The organism is Burkholderia stagnalis (genome assembly GCF_039848545.1).
In the GTDB taxonomy this organism is placed as follows: domain Bacteria; phylum Pseudomonadota; class Gammaproteobacteria; order Burkholderiales; family Burkholderiaceae; genus Burkholderia; species Burkholderia stagnalis.
On record NZ_CP156685.1, the window covers coordinates 1,361,515 to 1,375,926 of the forward strand.

The 14,412-nt window shown below is 67.1% G+C and carries 14 protein-coding genes and 1 pseudogene; 7 read left to right on the forward strand and 8 right to left on the reverse strand.

The features are described from left to right. Positions 1-390: 390 nt before the first annotated feature. On the reverse strand, positions 391-1,317 hold the full coding sequence (locus tag ABFO07_RS06465; protein WP_347468566.1) for a LysR family transcriptional regulator: 927 nt from the start codon (positions 1,315-1,317) through the stop codon (positions 391-393). Positions 1,318-1,487: 170 nt separating this feature from the next. Between ABFO07_RS06465 and ABFO07_RS06470 the strand changes: the two genes are divergently transcribed. After that, the gene (locus ABFO07_RS06470) at positions 1,488-2,000 is read left to right on the forward strand and encodes a GNAT family N-acetyltransferase (protein WP_059564474.1); all 513 of its coding nucleotides are present in this window, start codon (positions 1,488-1,490) and stop codon (positions 1,998-2,000) included. A 60-nt stretch (positions 2,001-2,060) separates the two neighbouring features. Here the strand turns inward: ABFO07_RS06470 and ABFO07_RS06475 are convergent, their stop codons facing one another. The 4 genes from ABFO07_RS06475 to ABFO07_RS06490 form a co-directional block, all read right to left on the reverse strand. Further along, a complete protein-coding gene (locus ABFO07_RS06475; protein ID WP_017333844.1) occupies positions 2,061-2,840 on the reverse strand; it encodes an ABC transporter ATP-binding protein in 780 nt (259 codons plus the stop codon). 18 nt (positions 2,841-2,858) lie between these two features. Beyond that, positions 2,859-3,572, reverse strand: a complete 714-nt coding sequence (locus ABFO07_RS06480) for an ABC transporter permease (protein WP_059564475.1) — start codon at positions 3,570-3,572, stop codon at positions 2,859-2,861. Next, complete coding sequence (locus tag ABFO07_RS06485) at positions 3,569-4,258, reverse strand: ABC transporter permease (RefSeq protein ID WP_017333842.1); 690 nt, start codon at positions 4,256-4,258, stop codon at positions 3,569-3,571. Before ABFO07_RS06485 ends, ABFO07_RS06480 begins: the two co-directional genes overlap by 4 nt. A 180-nt stretch (positions 4,259-4,438) precedes the next feature. Beyond that, positions 4,439-5,215, reverse strand: coding sequence for an ABC transporter substrate-binding protein (locus ABFO07_RS06490; protein ID WP_060017563.1), 777 nt, complete (start codon positions 5,213-5,215; stop codon positions 4,439-4,441). 381 nt (positions 5,216-5,596) lie between these two features. Between ABFO07_RS06490 and ABFO07_RS06495 the strand changes: the two genes are divergently transcribed. After that, positions 5,597-6,295, forward strand: coding sequence for a pirin family protein (locus tag ABFO07_RS06495; RefSeq protein ID WP_059891850.1), 699 nt, complete (start codon positions 5,597-5,599; stop codon positions 6,293-6,295). A 141-nt stretch (positions 6,296-6,436) separates the two neighbouring features. On the opposite strand, the gene ABFO07_RS06500 is transcribed toward ABFO07_RS06495, so the two are convergent. Continuing rightward, positions 6,437-6,988 carry a periplasmic heavy metal sensor gene (locus tag ABFO07_RS06500; protein WP_059564477.1) on the reverse strand — a complete coding sequence of 184 codons (552 nt, stop codon included), beginning with the start codon at positions 6,986-6,988 and terminating at the stop codon, positions 6,437-6,439. Between the two features lie 224 nt (positions 6,989-7,212). On the opposite strand from ABFO07_RS06500, the gene ABFO07_RS06505 reads away from it, so the two are divergent. Both ABFO07_RS06505 and ABFO07_RS06510 read left to right on the forward strand, forming a co-directional pair. Then, positions 7,213-7,938 (forward strand): response regulator, encoded by a 726-nt coding sequence (locus tag ABFO07_RS06505; RefSeq protein WP_059564478.1) that lies wholly within the window; start codon positions 7,213-7,215, stop codon positions 7,936-7,938. Continuing rightward, entirely contained in the window at positions 7,922-9,235 is a 1,314-nt protein-coding gene (locus ABFO07_RS06510; protein ID WP_059564479.1) for an ATP-binding protein, read from the forward strand. Before ABFO07_RS06505 ends, ABFO07_RS06510 begins: the two co-directional genes overlap by 17 nt. A gap of 43 nt (positions 9,236-9,278) precedes the next feature. On the opposite strand, the gene ABFO07_RS06515 is transcribed toward ABFO07_RS06510, so the two are convergent. Continuing rightward, entirely contained in the window at positions 9,279-9,545 is a 267-nt protein-coding gene (locus ABFO07_RS06515; RefSeq protein WP_014896379.1) for a hypothetical protein, read from the reverse strand. Between the two features lie 488 nt (positions 9,546-10,033). Between ABFO07_RS06515 and ABFO07_RS06520 the strand changes: the two genes are divergently transcribed. The 3 genes and pseudogenes from ABFO07_RS06520 to ABFO07_RS06530 all read left to right on the forward strand — a co-directional run. Continuing rightward, positions 10,034-11,791: an ABC transporter permease gene (locus tag ABFO07_RS06520; RefSeq protein WP_060017507.1), complete on the forward strand. Its 1,758-nt coding sequence runs from the start codon at positions 10,034-10,036 to the stop codon at positions 11,789-11,791. Positions 11,792-11,813: 22 nt separating this feature from the next. Further along, positions 11,814-13,154: an ABC transporter ATP-binding protein gene (locus tag ABFO07_RS06525; protein WP_059564481.1), complete on the forward strand. Its 1,341-nt coding sequence runs from the start codon at positions 11,814-11,816 to the stop codon at positions 13,152-13,154. 193 nt (positions 13,155-13,347) lie between these two features. After that, positions 13,348-13,545: pseudogene (locus ABFO07_RS06530) on the forward strand (transposase); the annotation flags it as partial. A gap of 54 nt (positions 13,546-13,599) precedes the next feature. Here the strand turns inward: ABFO07_RS06530 and ABFO07_RS06535 are convergent. Next, positions 13,600-14,127: a PAS and helix-turn-helix domain-containing protein gene (locus ABFO07_RS06535; protein WP_059810763.1), complete on the reverse strand. Its 528-nt coding sequence runs from the start codon at positions 14,125-14,127 to the stop codon at positions 13,600-13,602. Positions 14,128-14,412: the final 285 nt, after the last annotated feature.

The window sequence follows — 14,412 nt, forward strand, 5'->3', positions numbered from 1 at the left end:
GGACGGGATTGCCGTTGAGCGGGCCCGCGCAGCCGGGTCGGCATCGCGGGGTCTCCTTGTTGTCGTGAAGCTAAACTACATTTCACGAACTTCGTTTTGCTACTTTGGTTACTAATTTAGCAAAAATACAATTTTGTGGCGATTGAAATCGTTGTTTGACTAACACATGTCGCCAAATTGCCATGCAACACGATCCGCGGCGGTGCGCGCGAGCCCGCCGGATCGACGGCAAAGCCTTGAGCGCCAAGGGAGACACGGTTTGCGGAAAGATGCGTCAAGGATTGCCACTATTGACGCAATTGGGGCGGAGGCGTAAGCGGTTGATTGGTCAGGAATTCGTCATGATGGCGCGCGCCGCGCCACCCTGCGTAACGCATCGGCGCGCGGGCGCTACGCGCCGTCCAGCCGCGCTTCGAGCAGTTGCGCGCGGAGCCAGCGATGCGCGTCGGTGCGCGCGTGCTTCGCATGCGAATAGATCTTCACCGCGTAGCGCGGGATCTCGAACGGCGCCGGAAAGATATGGATCGGCGCGGCGTGGCGCAGCGCCTGCGCGGCCCGGTTCGGCACGGTCATCAGCAGGCCCGATTCCGCGATGATGAACGGCGCGGCGAGCACCGTCGGCAGCTGCACAGCGACCTGCCGCGCGAGCCCGAGGCGGTCGAGCACGTAGTCGACCACGCCGCGCGTCTCGTTCCACGGCGTGACGACCACGTGCCGCGCCGCGAGGTACTGCTCGAGCGTGAGGCGCCGGTGGATCGACGGATGGCTGGCGCTCGCGATCACGACGTAGTCGTCGGAGAACCAGTCGAATTCCTCGATGCCCGGCGTGTCGGCCGCGGTGTCCTCGTGATAGCCGAGCGCGAAATCGATGCGGCCGGCCGCGAGTTCGTCGGTCGAGATCCTGCGGTCGGAGTGGACGACGCGCAGCCGCAGCTGCGGCGCGACATGCTGGATTCGCGCGATCAGCGCGGGCAGCACCGCGAACGCGGTGTAGTCGGTCGCCGCGAACACGAAGGTGCGCTCGCTCTGTGCGGGGTCGAAGCGGCGGGCCCGCGCGAGCCCCTTCGACATCGCGTCGAGCGCGTCGCCGGCCCAGGCCGCGATGTCGTCGGCGCGCACGGTCGGCTGCATCTCGTTGCCGAGCCGCACGAACAGCGCGTCGCCGATCGCCGCGCGCAGCCGCGCAAGCGCGTGGCTCAGCGCGGACGGGCTCATCGCCAGCTCGTGCGCGGCCGCGGCGACCGAGCGGTGGCGGTACAGCGCGTCGAAGACGAGCAGCAGGTTCAGGTCGAGGCGACGCAGGTCGGGATGCATCATGTTCAGTTCGGGATGAAGAAACTGCACTTCCTGCAGTGGCACGACGAACGTAGCATGACGTCTTCATCGGCGCCAGCGCGAACCAGCGTGAACCAGCGCGAACCAGCGCGAACCAGCGCGAAACGCGCGGCGCCGCAGCCTGCATCATCCGGCCGGGGAGGGCCCTTTACATGCATATCGACATCCGTTCCGCCAGCGTCGCCGACGCGCCGCAGATCCTGCGCTTCATTACCGAGCTGGCGATCTACGAGAAAGCCGAGGATCAGGTGGTCGCGACCGTCGAATCGATCGAGCGCAGCCTGTTCGGCGACGCGTCGCCGGCGCGCGCGCTGATCTGCGAGGTCGACGGCGAGCCGGCGGGCTTCGCGGTGTATTTCCTGTCGTACTCGACGTGGCTCGGCCGGCAGGGGCTGTACCTGGAGGATCTGTACGTATCGCCGCGCTTTCGTGGCGCGGGGGCCGGCCTGCGCTTGCTGAGGGCCCTCGCGCGGATCGCGGTCGACACGGGCTGCGGGCGCTTCGAGTGGAGCGTGCTCGACTGGAACGAGCCGGCGATCCGCTTCTACGAGCGCGTCGGCGCGGCGCCGCAAAGTGAATGGGTGCGCTACCGGCTCGCGGGCGACGCATTGCGCGCGTTCGCCGACGCCGCGCCTGCCGACGCGTTACCTGCGGCTGGCGCATAAGGCAAACGAAAACGGGCGCCGCGAGGCGCCCGTTTGCACGACGGCGTGAGCCGTTGCGGCTTACTTGAGGCTGCCCGACAGGAACTGGCGCAGGCGCTCGCTCTTCGGGTTCGCGAACACGTCGGACGGCACGCCTTCCTCTTCGACGCGCCCCTGGTGCAGGAACATCACATGATTCGACACGTTGCGCGCGAAACCCATCTCGTGCGTGACGACGATCATCGTGCGCCCTTCCTCGGCCAGCTTCTGCATCACCTTCAGCACTTCGCCGACGAGTTCCGGATCGAGCGCGGAGGTCGGCTCGTCGAACAGCATCACGTCCGGATGCATCGCCAGCGCCCGCGCGATCGCGACGCGCTGCTGCTGGCCGCCCGACAGATGCGACGGATACTGCTTCTCGACGCGCGGCGCGAGGCCGACCTTCTCGAGATATTCGCGCGCGCGCTCCTCGGCTTCGCGCTTGCTCAGCTTCAGCACGTTGACGGGCGCTTCCATCACGTTCTCGAGCACGTTCATGTGCGACCACAGGTTGAAGTGCTGGAACACCATCGCGAGCTTGGTGCGCACGCGCTGCAGCTGCTTCGGCTCGGCGGCGCGCAGCGCGCCGGTCTTGTCGGGCACGGTGCGCACTTCCTCGCCGTCGACGACGATGCGGCCCGCGTTCGGCTGCTCGAGGAAGTTGATGCAGCGGAGCATCGTGCTCTTGCCGGAGCCGGACGAGCCGATCACGCTGATCACGTCGCCCGCGTTCGCCTTCAGGGACACGCCCTTGAGCACTTCGTTGCTGCCGTACCGCTTGTGGAGATCGTCGACGAAAAGCTTCTGAGTCTGGGAATTCATCAATAGTCCTGCGGAAACTTACTTGCCTTGCGGGCGCAGATACGCGAGCCAGCGGCGCTCGGCCTGGCGGAACAGCCACACGAGCGTGAACGAGATCGCGAGGTAGAGCAGTGCGGCGATGCCGAACGCATGGAACGACATGTAGGTCGCCGAGTTGACGTCGCGCGCGATCTTCAGGATGTCCGGCACGGTCGCGGTGAATGCCACCGTCGTCGCGTGCAGCATCAGGATCACCTCGTTGCTGTACAGCGGCAGCGCGCGGCGCAGCGCCGACGGCAGGATCACGCGGCGGTACATCGTGAAGGTCGACATGCCGTACGCGCGCGCGGCCTCGATCTCGCCGTAGGTGGTCGCCTTGATCGCGCCCGCGAAGATCTCGGTCGTGTACGCGCAGGTGTTCAGCGTGAACGCGAGCAGCGTGCAGTTCATTCCTTCGCGGAAGAACGCGTCGAGCATCGGCGTGCCGCGCACGGCCTGCAGGCTGTAGAGGCCCGTGTAGCACAGCAGCAATTGCACGTAGAGCGGCGTGCCGCGGAACACGTACGTGTAGAGCCACACCGCGCCCGACAGCCATTTCTTCTTCGACACGCGCGCGACCGCGAGCGGCACCGACAGGCAGAAGCCGATCCCGATCGACACGACGAGCAGCCACAGCGTGATCGCGACGCCGGTGACGCGATAGCCGTCGGTGAAGAGATAGTTGCGCCAGTATTCTTGGATGAGGTCGATCATAGGTCTGCCTTGCGAACGCCGGTCGAATAGCGCTTTTCAAGCCACATCAGCACGAAGTTCGAGATCGTCGTGATGGCCAGGTAGACCGCCCCCGCGATCAGCGTGAAGAAGAAGAACCGCAGCGTGCCCTTGCCGGCGTCCTGCGACGCCTTCACGACATCGGCGAGGCCGATGATCGACACCAGCGCGGTGGATTTCACGAGCACCTGCCAGTTGTTGCCGATGCCCGGCAGCGCGAAGCGCATCATCTGCGGAAACATGATGCGCGAGAACACCTGCCAGTTGGTCATCCCGTACGCGCTGCCGGCCTCGAGCTGGCCGCGCGGCACCGACAGGAACGCACCGCGGAAGGTTTCGGTGAAGTATGCGCCGTAGATGAAGCCGAGCACGAGCACGCCGGCGAGGAACGGGTCGATGTCGATCTGGTCCCAGCCCGCGAGGTCGGTCAGCTGGTTCAGCCAGATCTGGATGCTGTAGAACAGCAGCAGCATCAGCACGAGGTCGGGCACGCCGCGGATCAGCGTCGTGTAGACGGTGCCGATGCCGTTCGTGACGCGGTTGCGGGACAGCTTCGCGCCCGCGCCGAGGAGGCCCAGGAGGAACGACAGCGCGAGCGAGAGCACCGCCAGTTTGACGGTTTGCCAGGTGCCTGCGAGGATCAGCGGGCCGTAACCTTGAAGAAACATATGTGGTCCTTGACGGCGCACCCGGTGCGCCGCGAAAGACGCGCCCCGCATCCTGCGCGGAACGCCCCGTGCGTATCATGACCGTCCGCCCCGGCGGGGGCGCCGGGCTCGCCGGCCGCGGGTGGCGGCGGGCGAGGGTGCGGGCGGCGCGTGGTTTGACTGCCTATTCTGCTCCGGCGCTCAGCGGGCGGAGTAGACGCTGAACGCGAAATACTTGTGCGACAGACGGTCGTACGTGCCGTCCTTGTGCATGTCGGCCAGCGCCTGGTTGATCTTGAGCTTCAGGTCGGTGTCCTCCTTGCGCAGGCCGATCGCGGTGCCGTCGCCGATCGTCTTCGGATCCTTCACTTCCGGCCCGGCGAACGCAAAGCCCTTGCCGCGCGGCGTGCGCAGGAAGCCGTAGTCGGCCTGCAGCTCGTCCTGCAGCGTTGCGTCGAGGCGGCCCGAGCCGAGATCGGCGTAGACCTGGTCCTGGTTCTGGTACGGAACGACCGTCACGCCCTGGGGTTCCCAGTACGCCTTCGCGTAGGTTTCCTGCGTCGAACCCTGCTCGACGCCGACGCGCTTGCCTTTCAGCGACGCGACGGTCGGCAGCAGCGGCGAGCCGGTCTTCGCGATCATGCGCGCGGGCGCGTCGTACACCTTGGCGGAGAAGTCGATCTGCTCGCGGCGCTTGTCCGTCACGGTCAGCGACGACACGATGATGTCGTACTTCTTCGCCTTGAGCGCCGGGATGATTCCGTCGAGATCCTGCGCCACCCACACGCATTTGACATTGATTCGCTTGCAGATTTCCTTGGTGAGATCGACGTCGAAACCGACGATCTCGCCGCTCGGCGCGGTCGATTCGAACGGCGGGTAGCTGGCGTCGACGCCGATCCGCACGGTCTTCCACTCCTTCGCGAAGGCGCTGCCCGCCACGAGGGCGAGGGCGGCGCACAGGGCGGCCTTCTTCATTTCCATCCTTTGATACTGAGATTCCGGGGCGGTGCGCCGGGCCTGTCGGGCCGTGCGCCGCGCCGTATTCTAGATAGCCAAAATTCGCGTTCGGCGGCCTGGCGGCGGCAACCGCCGCACGGGCGGGCGCCAAAAGCGCGGTATTTTACCCGAACGCGCTACCCCGGCAGCGCTCCGGCACGCTTGCGCGCGATTCCGTTGGCGGCGGACCACGCAGCAGGCCCGGAACGCGTTCGCCGTTGCGGCGGTCGTTGAAGTCGCAACGAATCGGCCTGGAATTGGTTCCAGGCGTGCAACGATGCGGTGCGCGCGGGTGGATTGTTGCGATTCCGGCAAACTCCTACATTGGCGGCATCTCGAAAACATCGCACGGAGCGCTCCATGTTCCAGATCCGCCGCGCCGCCGATCGCGGCTATGCCAATCATGGCTGGCTCGAATCCCGCCACAGCTTCTCGTTCGCCGACTATCGCGACGACGCGCACCGCCAGTTCGGCGCGCTGCGCGTGCTGAACGACGACCGGATCGCGCCGACCCGCGGTTTCGGCATGCATCCGCACCGCGACATGGAGATCGTCACGTATGTGCTCGACGGCGCGCTCGCGCACCGCGACAGCATGGGCAACGGGTCGATCATCCGGCCCGGGGACGTGCAGCGGATGAGCGCCGGCACGGGCGTCGTGCACAGCGAAACCAACGCGTCGCGCGACCGGCCGCTGCATCTGCTGCAGATCTGGCTGCTGCCGACCGCGCCGGGCGGCCGGCCGGGCTACGAGGAAAAGCACTTCGCGGCGCACGAGAAGCGCGGCCGGCTGCGCCTGATCGCGTCGCCGGACGGGCAGGACGGTTCGGTGTCGATGCGCGCGGACGCGCGGATCCACGCGGGGCTGATCGACGGCGACGAGCGGGCGGTGCTCGACGTGCCGGCGGGCCGCCGGGTATATGTGCATGTTGCGCGCGGCGCGGTGGAGGTCAACGGCGAGCCGTTGGACAGCGGCGACGGCGCGCGGATCGCCGGAGTGGAAGCGGTCGCGCTCGCGCACGGCCGGGACGCCGAGGTGCTGCTGTTCGATCTCGCCTGAACGAGGCGGAAATCATGCCGGGCCAGGCTGGCCAAAACCCCGATTATCGGGGCGTGAAGAGCATAACGGGGGCGCCTCCGCACGGCCGCCGGGGCGCGTCCGCATGCCCGCCGCGCCGGGACGCGCGGCGGGCCCGCCGGCTTACTGCGCCGGCGCCGATGCGGCCTTGCCGGCCTGGCGGTGTTGTTCCCAGCGCTCCTTCATCTTCTCGCGGCGCTGCTCCATCCGCGCGTACTGCTGCTTGATCGCGGTGCTGACCGTCGTCTTCTGCTGGTCGTTCAGGCCGTTGTAGAACGCGAGCCAGGCGGCCGACGTCTGCTCGCGCAACTGCGCGTTCTGCTGCTCGGCCTGCTGGCGCGCCGCGTGCATCGCGTTCAGGTCGAGGATCGGCTGGTTCTGCTGCGCCTTGAACTGCTCGCGCATCTGCTCGTGCCCCTTGTGCATCGCGTCGCGGTTCTGCTTCATCGTGTTGACCGCGGCCTGCCACTGCTGCTCCTGGGCGGCCGTAAGCTTCAGCTGGTCGTGCAGGCGCAGGATCGCGCCGAACGGGCCGCCGCCGTGTTCGTGCATCGGGTGCATGCCCGGGCCGCCGGGCGGCGGCGCGTCGGCCGGCGGGGCCGCATGGGCGGCGCCGAATGCGAGAGCGAGCACGGTAGCGGCGGCCATGGCCACCCGGGATGTCTTCTTATACATTTCAGAAACTCCTGTTCGAAAGGGTCCGGCGATGCGGCAGCGAGCGGGAGCACGGGGCCGCATCCGGTAAGACGGAGGTTAGCGGCGCGTCCGGCGGCGGGTGTTACGGCGGCCGTCGGCGGGTTTACCGCGCATTACAGTTCCCTTGCGCGGTAATCCGCAGTAACCCTTTCATCCCTTTGTATCGTTCTTTGCGGCTGCGCTTGCGCGGTAAACTTCGAGCCATGACTACCCAGATCCTCATCGTCGACGACGACCAAGAACTGCGCGACCTGTTGCGCGACTACCTCGTTCGCCAGGGCATGGAAGTGTCCGTGCTGCATGACGCGGCGACGCTCGAGAAGCGTCTCGAGCGCGAGCGCCCCGACCTGATCGTGCTGGACCTGATGATGCCGGGCGTGGACGGCCTCACTGCGCTGCGGCAACTGCGCGCGGCCGGCGACGACATCCCCGTGATCATGCTGACCGCGCGCGCCGACGATGTCGACCGCATCGTCGGGCTCGAACTCGGCGCGGACGACTACCTCGGCAAGCCGTTCAACCCGCGCGAGCTGCTCGCGCGCATCCAGGCGGTGCTGCGGCGCCGCCGCGCGACGCCGTCGGCCGCCGCGCCCGAACAGCGCGAGCCGTACGCGTTCGGCCGCTTCGTGCTCGATTTCCAGGCGCGCACGCTGTCGGTGGACGGCAAGCCGGCGACGCTGTCGAGCAGCGAATTCGCGCTGCTGAAGATCTTCGTGAACCACGCGCTGCGCACGCTCACGCGCGAGCGGCTGCTCGAGCTGCTGCACGGCCCCGAATACGACGGCACCGACCGCGGCATCGACGTCCAGGTGTGGCGCCTGCGCCGCATCCTCGAGTCGGATCCGTCGACGCCGCGCTTCATCCAGACGGTGCGCGGGCGCGGCTACGTGTTCGTGCCCGACGGCGAGGCCCATGCGCAAGCCCATTGATTCGCTGTTCGGGCGGCTGGCGCTGCTGGTCGTCGGGGTGCTGCTGCTGTCGCACTTCGCGTGGTATTTCGCGATGCGGCTCGAGCGCAACCAGATGCAGACGCGCTACGCGGTCGAGGAGGCTGCGTTCCTGGTCGACGCGGTGCGCCAGCACGTCGCCCGCACGCCGGACCAGCCGCTGCCGTCGCGCGTGCGGCTCGTTCCGCCCGACAGCCCGGACGTGCCGGCGCCGGACGACAAGCTGCCGCCGCCGCTCAAGCGCTTCCGCGACGACGTGAGCGACCGGATGCCGGCCGGCACGCGGGTCGAGATCGGCACGCCCGGCCATCCGCCCGTGCTGTGGGTCAAGGAGCCGAGCGACAGAAACTGGATCGTCGTGCCGGTGCAGCCGCTGCGGCCGCCGCGCTCGCTCGACCGGATGCTGATCTGGCTCGGGACGATCTTTTCGGCCGGCGTGGTCGCCGCGCTGTTCGCGGCATGGCAGCTGCAGCAGCCGCTGCGCTCGCTCGCGCGCGCGGTTGCCCGCTTCGGCCGCGGCCAGCCGGTGCCGCCGGTGCGCGAGCGCGGCCCGCGCGAGCTGCGCCAGCTCACGCGCGGCTTCAACCAGATGGTGGAGCAGGTGTCGCGCACCGAGAACGACCGCGCGGTGATGCTGGCCGGCGTCGCGCACGACCTGCGCACGCCGCTGGCGCGGATGCGCCTGCGCGCGGAGATGATGGACGATGCGCGGCTGCGCGACGGCGTCGTGCGCGATGTCGACTCGATGTCGCACATCGTCGACCAGTTCCTCGTGTTCGCGCACGGCGGCAGCGACCGCAGCGAGCCGGTGCCGGTCGACCAGGCCTGCGAGCGGGTCGCGCGCACCTATCGCGCGGTCGCGCCGAACGCGCCGGCGGTCGAAACCCGTCTCGCGGCGGATCCGGGCTTCCGGCTGCCGACCGCGACGCTCGACCGGATCCTGTCGAACCTGCTCGACAACGCGCACGCGTACGGCGCGCCGCCCGTCATCGTGGAAACCGAGCGCACCGCGACCGGCTACGTGCTGGCCGTGAGCGACCACGGCGGCGGCATCGCGCCGCGCGATCTCGCGGCTGCCGCGCGCCCGTTCGTGCGCCTCGACCCGGCGCGCGGCGGCAACGGGCACAGCGGCCTCGGCCTGGCGATCGTCGAGCGGCTGGTATTGCGGCTGGGCGGCACGTGCGAGATCGGCAATCGGCCGGAGGGCGGCCTGCGCGTCGAGATGCAATTCCCGTTCGACGCGGTGCCGAAGGACGAAGTGCACGCGCAGGCCGCGTGAGCGGGGCGCGCGGCGCCGGCGAGGCCGGCCGCCGCGCGGCGCGTCATTCGCCGAACAGCGTGCCGAGCGTCTCGGCGGCGTTGCTGTCGATCGTGTTGTAGGTCACGCTGGTGGCCTCGAAGATGTACACAGTCGTATACCGGCCGAGGCGCTCGAGGATTTCCTCCTGCAGCGATTCCGGCACGATATTCATGTTCAGGTACCAGGCCGTCGACGACAGCCGCGTCTGGAACGAACCGTATTCCTGCATCAGCTCGTAAAACGCGTCGGCATCCTGATCGCGGCAGACGATCACCAAGTTTCCTGCCATTCCCTTCCTCCCGCTCGTCGATCAATCCCTATAGGGGCCAGCCCCGATCATACCCGCTTAGGCTGGTTCGGCGCCTGACCGGGCGCACGGTTTCGCCGGCCGGGCGGCGGGCGGGTTCACGGCCGCGCCGGATCGCGGCATAATTCGGGCCTGCACGTCGAGCGCCGGTGCGCGGCGCGATGGCGTGTCCGCGCCGATCCGTCCGCCGCCAGCCCGCTCCGGGCCCGATTCGTCCGCTGCCGCAGACGGTTCCATCGTACCGATCCGGAAGGTTGTGCCTGAAATGCAGGTTGTAGTAGTGTCGTGCCGTCGCAGGCCGGCTCGACCGGAACCTGTGCACGGCGGCGCAGCGTGCACGTGCGGCGCCTTGCGTCCGCCTTACTAAGCGAGTCAGAACGAATTACCGCGCCCGCGCGCCTTGCCATGAATCAACATCGTCTGCCGGCCTCAAACATCAATTCGTTCGGCCTAACCGGGGAGCGCGCCTGATGGCCATCATCGGATTCGATCCGAACCGGATCGCCAATGCGTCCGCGTGGCGCGTCCTGCCGAACCGGTGGGATTTCATCGCCTTTCCGCTGATCATCTGCCTGATCGCGATGGCGGTCGTCGGTTTCCACGAAACGATGGCGCCGATCGCGACCCTGCAGACGCAGAAGATCTCGCTCGATCCGTCGAACCTGCCCGAGTACGCGCTGCGCACGACGCTGCGGATGCTCGCCGCGATGGTCGCGTCGCTCGCGTTCACGCTCGTATACGGCACGCTCGCCGCGAAGAGCCGCCGCGCCGGGATGGTGCTCGTGCCGATCCTCGACATCCTGCAGTCGGTGCCGGTGCTCGGCTACATCTCGTTTACGGTGACGTTCTTCCTCGCGCTGTTCCCGAGCCGCGTGCTCGGCGCCGAGCTGGCCGCGATCTTCGCGATCTTCACGAGCCAGGCGTGGAACATGACGTTCAGCTTCTACCAGTCGCTGCGCACGGTGCCGCGCGATCTCGACGAAGTGTCGCGCGGCTTCCACCTGACGTCGTGGCAGCGCTTCTGGAAGCTCGAGGTGCCGTTCTCGATGCCGGGCCTGATCTGGAACATGATGATGTCGATGTCGGGCGGCTGGTTCTTCGTGGTCGCGTCGGAGGCGATCACGGTCGGCAACCACACGATCACGCTGCCGGGCATCGGTGCGTATCTCGCGCAGGCGATCGGCGACAAGAACCTCGGCGCGATCGGCTGGGTGATTCTCGCGATGACCGTCGTGATCCTCGCGTACGACCAGCTGCTGTTCCGCCCGCTCGTCGCGTGGGCCGACAAGTTCCGGATGGAAACCACGAGCTCCGGCAACGCGCCCGAATCGTGGCTGCTCGACCTCGTGCGCCGCACGCGGCTGATCCACCAGTTGCTGGTGCCGGCCGGCTGGTTCTTCGCGAAGGCCGCGCGGATTCCGCTGCGCCTGCCGGTGTCGGGCTCGGTGCGCTTCACGCTGCCGCGCGTCGAGAGGAAGGCGTCGTTCGCCGCCGATATCGCGTGGGCGATCCTCGTGCTGGTCGGCACGGCCTACGTCGTCTGGCGCGTGGTCAGCTTCGTGGCGACCGGCGTGACGATGGCCGAGGTCGGCCACGTGTTCACTCTGGGGCTCATCACGCTGCTGCGGGTGGTGGTGCTGATCGCGATCGCGTCGGTGATCTGGGTGCCGATCGGCGTGTGGATCGGGCTGCGCCCGGCGCTCGCCGAGAAGATGCAGCCGCTCGCGCAGTTCCTGGCCGCGTTCCCGGCGAACCTGCTGTTCCCGGTGTTCGTGATCCTGATCGCGCACTTCCACCTGAATCCCGACATCTGGCTGTCGCCGCTGATCGTGCTCGGCACCCAGTGGTATATCCTGTTCAACGTGATTGCCGGCGCAACCTCCTATCCGAACGATTATCGCGAGGCGGCGACGAACTTCCGCATCCGCGGCTGGCAGTGGTGGCGCCAGGCGATCCTGCCGGGCATCTTCCCGTATTACGTGACGGGCGCGATCACTGCGTCGGGCGGCGCGTGGAACGCGAGCATCGTGTCGGAAGCAGTGCAGTGGGGCAGCACCAAGATCGAGGCGCACGGCCTCGGCGCCTATATCGCGCAGACCACCGCCGCCGGCGATTTTCCGAAGATCATCATGGGCATCACCGTGATGTCCCTGTTCGTGACCCTGTTCAACCGCCTGCTGTGGCGCCCGCTGTATGCGTATGCCGAATCGAAGCTGCGACTTGACTGAAACTGATTGAGAGCGAAACGCGATGCACAATCCGAATGCTGTAAACGCCCCCGTTCAGACGCAGCCGATGCCGCCGAAACTCGGTGACGAAATCCTGCGCGTCGACGACGTCAGCCGCGGCTTCAACAAGACGCAGGGCGAACTGCTCGTGCTCGACGGCGCGAACCTGTCGCTGCGCGAAGGCGAGATCGTCGGGCTGCTCGGCCGTTCCGGCTCGGGCAAGTCGACGCTGCTGCGCATCATCGCCGGCCTGATCGAACCGACGGGCGGCGAGGTCACCTATCTCGGCAAGCCGCTGCGCGGCCCGGCCGAAGGCGTCGCGATGGTGTTCCAGACCTTCGCGCTGTTCCCGTGGCTCACCGTGCTGCAGAACGTGGAAGCGGGCCTCGAGGCGCTCGGCGTCGGCGCGCGCGAGCGGCGCGAACGCGCGCTCGCGGCGATCGACCTGATCGGTCTCGACGGCTTCGAGAACGCGTATCCGCGCGAGCTGTCGGGCGGCATGCGCCAGCGCGTGGGCTTCGCGCGCGCGCTCGTCGTCGATCCGACGATCCTGCTGATGGACGAACCGTTCTCGGCGCTCGACGTGCTGACCGCCGAGACGCTGCGTACCGACCTGCTCGACCTGTGGACGCAAGGCCGCATGCCGATCAAGTCGGTGCTGATCGTCACGCACAACATCGAGGAAGCCGTGTTCATGTGCGACCGGATCCTCGTGCTGTCGTCGAACCCGGGCCGCGTGATCGCCGAGATCAAGGTGCCGTTCAAGCACCCGCGCAACCGTCTCGACCCGGCGTTCCGCCGGCTCGTCGACGACATCTACGCGAAGATGACGGCCCGCCAGATCGGCGAGGCGACCAAGAAGGGGCTCGAACTCGGCAGCTGGCTGCCGCAGGTGTCGACCAACCTGATGGCCGGCCTGATCGAGACGCTCGCCGCGCCGCCGTACCACGGCCGCGCGGACATGCCGGAAATCGCGCGCACGCTGCATCTGGAGGTGGACGACCTGTTCCCGATCGCCGAAGTGCTGCAGTACCTCGGTTTCGCCGACGTGCGGGAAGGGGACGTGTTCCTGACGCCGCCGGGGCGCGTGTTCGCGGAATTCGGCACGCAGGAGCGCAAGCTGATGTTCGCGGATCACCTGCTGAAGCACGTGCCGCTCGCGGCGCGGATCAAGAAGGTGCTCAACGAGCGTCCGGGCCATCGCGCGCCGCGCGTGCGCTTCGAGCAGGAGCTCGAGGATTCCCTGTCGGACGGCGCCGCCGAGGAGACGCTCGACGCGGTGATCGACTGGGGCCGCTACGGCGAGATCTTCTCGTACAACGACCAGACCGAGATCTTCAGTCTCGAGGACGTCGAGTCCTGAAGACCACGAACGGATGCGCATGGATCGGCATCCGTCGATATGAGGAAATCTAATTGAATCAAAGGATTGGCTCGCGAGATTCACGTTTTTGCGTTGGCCTGGATGCCTTTGTGTTCGCGCAATTTGCCGATATCGTGCCTGCCTGCAGGCGAGGATGGCAAAGCAAGGTTTTACCGCGGCACGGCTAACGGAAGGAGGGGCCAAGCCGGCTGGCAGCGCCAACCATCGCCCTGGCGCGAGCCGCAAGCGCGTCGCGCCCGACGACGACCTGCTCGACGTCGAGATTTCGCGCGACCGCGAAGGGACGTTCGATCCGGTGCTGATTGCCAAAGGCGAGCGGCGCTTCACCGGGTTCGACGCCAAGGTCATCGCGATGTCCGCGCGCGGCATGGTGCCGCCTTCCTCTGCGCCTGCCCGTCAAATATCCACGGCCCTCGCGAGTCGCTTACGTCTTTGTCGTAAGTGCACCAATCAAATGTGACATCAATTCCCCGGCACCTCGCACGCCGTACTTCCGCATTAGCCTGGCGCGATGCGCCTCCACCGTTCGAGGACTAATAAGGAGTTCCTTGGCGATATGCTTGGTGCTTTTCCCTCGTACGATAAGGTGAGCGATTTCCCGTTCTCGTGTCGTTAGATCGACCGAAATGCGACGGCTTGTCGAAATATCCTCGCATGTCCACACCGCTGCGGCATGTGGGTCACCGCGCTTGAGCGCGCGGCCTGAGACACGACACCAGAACAGCGTGTTATCGATCCGCCGCATGATCCGCTCGTCGGAGTAGATGTCGGTGTCGCTCAACGCAACAAATATGCGGCGGCCATGACGTAGAAATTCTTCCGGCGATGGATAGAGCGCTTCAAGCGAGCTGCCAATGAGCGCATGCCTGTCGTAGCCAAACATTGCGCTGAACGCGTGGTTGCAAGCCTCGATGATCCGACGGCTTGTCACTAGCAAGCCAATAGGCGCCATGTCGAACGCCAGCACCAATTTATCGACAGGCCCTCCGCTGCCCGTGATGTCTTCGAGGATCGGCGCATGGATTCCAGCTGCTGGTGCGGTCAGCCGGGAGGCGCCGTGCTCCGTCGGTTCGTCGCGGGTTTGAATCCAGCAGAAGAACCCGTGCACGCTTGTACTCGCTTCACCTTCCAGGTACGTCGCGAGGGCCCGCATAAGGCTGCGCGGCATCATCCGTGCACTCAGCGAATGGCCGGCAAGCGATCGCCCGTACACTGCGTCCGCCATGCGGCGACCGAG